Below are 3,783 nucleotides of genomic sequence, written 5' to 3'. Positions count from 1 at the left end.
ATTGTATAAATTGGGGACAATTTATGAATATATAAGGTCTTGACGTAAAAAAATATAGGTGTTAAAATTTATTCGTTGTCGAACGAATGGGGGTTAAGATATGGAATTAGGTTGTATATTTAGTTATATAAACAAATTAGGAACTATATCTAATAAATTTATTACAAAGAGAATAAAAGAAGAAGGACTTCCAATATTACAAAACCACGCATTGCTATTTTTTATACTTCCAGAGGACAAAAGTCCTTTGTTATTTAGTGAAATAGTCGATAGAGGAAAGATATCAAAATCTTCTTTATCAGACATTATAAATAAATACGAAAATCTAGGCTTAGTAAACAAAAGTATTTCTAATGAAGACAAAAGAAATCTATATATCAACTTAACTGACGATGGAATTAATGTAAAATCTAAGCTAGAAGATATAAAATACGAAGCTTTGGCTATAATGTTGGATGGATTTGATGAAAATCAAAAAGAGGCCTTTAAAGAATGTGTGAGCAAGGCTTTGATAAATATGAAAAAAGTGCTGTAAGGCATTTTTTTTAATAAACTATTCGTTCGCGTACGGACAATATTAAATAAACTATAGGAGAGCAAAATGAGAAGTACATTAGACGTAATCAAAGAGAGAAGATCTATAAGAAAATTTAAACCAGAACAAATCAAAGAAGAAGAATTACAAGCTATAATAGAAGCTGGTTTATATGCACCAAGTGCTATAAATAAACAAAGCTGGAACTTCACAGTTATACAAAATAAAGAAATATTAGATGAATTAAATGTAGCAACTAAAAACGTAGCTAAAAATTTAGAAAATGAAATGTTAAGAAAAATGGGTAGCAACGAAAAATACAACTGTTTCTATCATGCTCCAACAGTTATCTTAGTTTCAGGAAAAGACAACGAAAGATCAAAAGTAATAGACTGTTCAGCAGCTACTCAAAATATGTTACTTGCTGCTGAAGCATTAAATATAGGTTCTTGTTGGGTTGAACTTGTTAGTTTAGCATTCGTTGGACCACAAGCTCAAGAACTTAGAGAAAAATTAAACTTACCAGAAGGATACACTCCATTATATTCTGTATTACTTGGATATAAAGATATGGAAGGTAAGGCAGCACCAAGAAAAGAAAACACAGTACAATATATTAGATAATTTAATTTATAAATAATTAAAAGGCTATATAAAATAATTTAAAAGACGATTTAAAAATAATAAAAAATGATGTAGAGAAAATATAAACTCCTTTATGGCAAACTTGATGCTGTGAAGGAGTATTTTTTAGCTTGTATTTTGACTTGTATAGCATGTATGAAAGTCAAAAAAGTGGAAAATAATACAATGATAGGACTGTATTATTTATGGATAAAACTATATATAAATGATATAATTATAAGTCAGTCAAAAGAAATAAGTAAGAAACTTTAGGGTATCATAATATAGATTGATTTATTTTGATATATAAAAATTAGTTTTTTTACGTTATGTAAAATAGATGAGTATAAATTTTAATATTTAATTTAGAAAGTGGTGAGATAGTGAACAATAAATTTTTACCCATAAGCAGGGCAGATATGGAAGAGCGCGGATGGGACGAATTAGACTTTATAGTTGTAACTGCAGATGCTTATGTAGACCATCACAGTTTTGGTACTGCGATAATCTCTAGAGTATTAGAAAAAGAAGGTTACAAGGTTGGGATAATAGCACAACCAAATTGGAAAACTACAGACGATTTTATGAGATTAGGAAAGCCAAGACTTGGATTCTTAGTTAATGCTGGGAATATGGACTCTATGGTAAATCACTACTCTGTTAGTAAGAGAGCGAGAGACAAAGACCTTTATTCACCAGGCGGAAAAATGGGATACAGACCAGACAGAGCGACAATAGTATATTGTAATAAAATACGTGAAGCATATAAAAATATACCAATTGTAATCGGTGGTATTGAGGCGAGTCTTAGAAGGTTTGCTCACTATGATTATTGGAGTGATAGAGTTAGAAACTCAATATTAGTCGATTCTGGAGCGGATTTATTAATTTATGGAATGGGTGAAAAACCTATTGTAAATGTTGCAAATGCATTAAATGACGGATTTGACCCGAAATATATAAGTTTTATAGATGGAACTTGCTATTTAGCAGATAGTTTAGATGAAGTTTATGGCGATTATGTCTTACTTCCATCAATGGAGGAAGTGAGCACTGATAAAAAGAAATATGCAGAAGCTTTCAAAATCCAATATGATGAACAAGATCCATACAGAGGAAAGATGTTAGTTCAACAACATGGAGTGAAATATTTAGTTCAAAATAGACCAGAAAAACCTTTAAATAGAGAAGAATTAGATGCTGTTTATGCACTACCATATGCAAAAACTTACCACCCAATTTATGAAAGTATGGGCGGAATTCCTGCAATAAACGAGGTTAAATTCAGTATAGTAAATAACAGAGGATGTTTTGGTTCATGTTCATTCTGTGCGATAACATTCCACCAAGGTAGAGCAGTACAAAGTAGAAGTCACGAATCTATCTTAGAAGAAGCAAAAGAAATCACACATTTACCAGATTTCAAAGGATATATCCACGACGTTGGTGGTCCAACTGCAAACTTTAGAGGGCCTGCTTGTAAAAAGCAAGTAACAAAAGGTGCATGTAAAAATAGACAATGTCTTGACCCATCTCCTTGTAAAAACTTAGAGGTAGACCATACTGATTATATCGAATTGCTTAGAAAAGTTAGAAATGTGCCGGGAGTTAAGAAGGTATTCGTGCGTTCTGGTATTAGATATGACTATGTTATGGCGGATAAAGACAACAAATTCTTAAGAGAATTAATAAAACACCATGTAAGTGGTCAACTTAAAGTTGCACCAGAACACGTTGCAGAAGAAGTTCTTCAATATATGCAAAAACCAGCTGGTGAAACATATGAGAAATTTAGACAAAAATACTTTGATATAAATAGACAATTAGGAATGAACCAATACTTAATTCCTTACTTAATGTCATCTCATCCAGGCTCAACTTTAAGCAGTGCGATAGAGTTAGCTGAGTATTTAAGAGATATACATTATCAACCAGAACAAGTACAAGATTTCTATCCAACACCGGGTACATTATCGACTGCTATGTTCTATACAGGGCTTGACCCAAGAACTATGAAACCTGTTTATGTTCCAAAATCAAGAGAAGAAAAAGCAATGCAAAGAGCATTACTTCAATTCAGTCAACCTCGTAACTACGACTTAGTTCATAAAGCATTAGTCGAAGCGGGCAGAGAGGACTTAATCGGATTTGGTCCAAGATGTCTTATAAAACCAAGAGGAGAATTTAGAGATTTTGGAAATTCAAAAGGTGGAGATAAAAACTCTAAATCAAGCAAAAGTAGAAATAATAAAGACAACAGAAATTCAAATAATAAAAAATCTTCATTAAGAGGAAAAGATTCTAGAAATTCTGGTGGTAAAAATTCTAATATGAGAAATAATAGTGGTAAAAACTCATCAAAAGGAAAATCATCAGGAAAGAATTCAAAAAGAAGACCGAGATAATAAAACTAAAAGACGATTTAGATAAATAAAACTAACAAAAAAAGTAGGGTAGAGCCCTACTTTTTTGTTAGGTAGATATAAAATAGCTATATGATTATAAAAATATACTTATTATGGTATAATCTAAATAAAACGAAAAGGAGTTGAGAATATGAGAGGATTATTAGATCCAAAGATGGATTTTGTATTTAAAAACATATTTGGAAGCGAAAAACACCC

Annotated in this window: 4 protein-coding genes; all 4 read left to right on the top strand. The window is 31.1% G+C overall.

The window, feature by feature from the left end:
• The first annotated feature begins 100 nt into the window (after nt 1-100).
• Nucleotides 101-535, top strand: coding sequence for a MarR family winged helix-turn-helix transcriptional regulator (locus RDX53_RS13835; RefSeq protein WP_295675853.1), 435 nt, complete (start codon nt 101-103; stop codon nt 533-535).
• 66 nt (nt 536-601) lie between these two features.
• Nucleotides 602-1,159 (top strand): nitroreductase, encoded by a 558-nt coding sequence (locus RDX53_RS13830; protein WP_195931044.1) that lies wholly within the window; start codon nt 602-604, stop codon nt 1,157-1,159.
• 111 nt (nt 1,160-1,270) lie between these two features.
• Complete coding sequence (locus tag RDX53_RS13825; protein WP_295574867.1) at nt 1,271-1,432, top strand: hypothetical protein; 162 nt, start codon at nt 1,271-1,273, stop codon at nt 1,430-1,432.
• 110 nt (nt 1,433-1,542) lie between these two features.
• Nucleotides 1,543-3,564 carry a YgiQ family radical SAM protein gene (locus tag RDX53_RS13820; RefSeq protein WP_331607385.1) on the top strand — a complete coding sequence of 674 codons (2,022 nt, stop codon included), beginning with the start codon at nt 1,543-1,545 and terminating at the stop codon, nt 3,562-3,564.
• Nucleotides 3,565-3,783: the final 219 nt, after the last annotated feature.

This window comes from uncultured Intestinibacter sp. (assembly GCF_902468165.1).
In the GTDB taxonomy this organism is placed as follows: Bacteria; Bacillota; Clostridia; order Peptostreptococcales; family Peptostreptococcaceae; genus Intestinibacter.
The sequence above is the reverse complement of the archived record's forward strand: the minus strand, read 5'-3'. Positions and strand labels throughout refer to the sequence as shown.